Annotated in this window: 2 protein-coding genes; both read left to right on the forward strand. The window is 34.6% G+C overall.

Going from position 1 to position 1,664, the window contains the following annotated elements; genetic code table 11:
* Positions 1-638 (forward strand): ATP-binding cassette domain-containing protein (locus tag ACR2F7_RS05440; RefSeq protein ID WP_432712574.1); only part of this gene is annotated, 638 nt, incomplete at its 5' end.
* The coding region (locus ACR2F7_RS05445; protein ID WP_432712575.1) for a hypothetical protein at positions 639-1,664 on the forward strand (1,026 nt) is incomplete at its 3' end.

The raw sequence follows: 1,664 nt of genomic DNA on the forward strand, positions 1-1,664 counted from the left end.
TAAAATCTAATTTGCTTAGTCTAACTAACATCAACAAGAAATACGGTAGCCATGAGGTACTAAACTTCAGTGAGTGGAATGTCAATAAGGGAATTTACTGGTTAAAAGGAGGAAATGGCACAGGCAAGTCAACCTTATTCCGAATCATTTCTGGGCAAATACCTTTTATAGGTGAAGTGCAATTGAATGGAGTTAACTTAAGAAAAGAACCAGTAAAATTCCGCTCTAAAATTAGTTTTGCTGAGGCTGAGCCACAATACCCCTTATTTATTAAAGGAAAAGAACTGATTGATTTTTATACCGAAACCCGAAAGGCGGATAGAAAACAAGCGAAAGATCTTGCTGACCATTTCGAAATGACACCTTTCCTCGACAATGTAGTAGGAAGTTATTCCAGCGGCATGCTAAAAAAACTTTCATTGATTTGTGCACTTGTCGGTGATGCTGATTTATTCATTTTAGATGAACCGCTAATCACAATTGATATTCTATCAGCAGATAAGCTTAATAACCTGATTACAGAGAAAGCCTCAAAAGGAAAAAGTTTTCTTATTTCCTCACATCAGGAAGTTAGCAATGATCAATTAAAATTTGATAATGTATATCAAATCATTAATAAACAAATTATTCAACTTTAAATGTTGAGGTTATTAATAAACAGTTTAGCGAAAGAGTTCTATCAGCAGCATGCGGGCTTTTTCCTCATGGGATTTTATATTCTGTTTGGAGTTGCTGAACCCTCACAATTAATCAGTTACCATAAATCTTTATTATTGGCCGGGGTTTCATCTCCAGTCGGACTTGCAATAGTATTTGTTTCCTGGGTATTATATTGTGTTAAAGTTCATTACTTTATCAAACAAAAACTAGCCTTAGCTCAGTATAAATTTATTAACGAAGTAGGCACCTTGGACAAGAACCCTCAGTTAAAATTATGGCTGGCTTTATATTGCGTAATTCTTTTACCCATCATTATATATGTTCTTGCTTTGATTGGGATAAGTGTTTATAACCACTTTTTTCTCAGCCTGATTTTTATTTTGGCCGTTTTTGTTGCGCTGGCAATTGGCTTATCATTCCTTTCTTATCGATCAGTAACGTTTGGTTTTTTAAAGGAAGAAAGACACCAAATCAATCCATATATTAAAGTTAAAAGGCCATTCTTCAGCTGGCCATTATTTTATTTACTGAATGAACAGCCATTGATGCTATTGATGTGCAAAGCTTTGTCGCTGTTTTCTTTTAAATGCATGCTCTGGATGTTCGCAGATGTTGGCCATGACACGCGAGTGTTATTAGTGGCTTTATTAGCATCTGTTTTATGCCATGCTGTATTAGTCTTCACATTGTTGAAATTCGAAATAGCGTATCTGAACTTCAGCAAAAGTCTGCCAATATCAACTTATAAAAGATTACTCGGCTGGTTATTTACTTTAGCAATCATTCTGTTACCCGAGTGGGCGTTTTTGATTATATCATCGGAGTACGATGTATATGCAATTATTAATGGCTTTGTATTTGGGCTGGCTGGATTGCTTTTTCTGTTAACCTTATTATTTTTCGTAAAGTTAAACATGGATATTTATCTAAGGTGGCTTCTATTTTTCTTCTTTATTTCAATGTGGTCAATTCTTGCACACTATTATTTGTTATTCAGTTTAGTC

The organism is Pedobacter sp., from assembly GCF_045628745.1.
Lineage (GTDB): Bacteria > Bacteroidota > Bacteroidia > Sphingobacteriales > Sphingobacteriaceae > Pedobacter.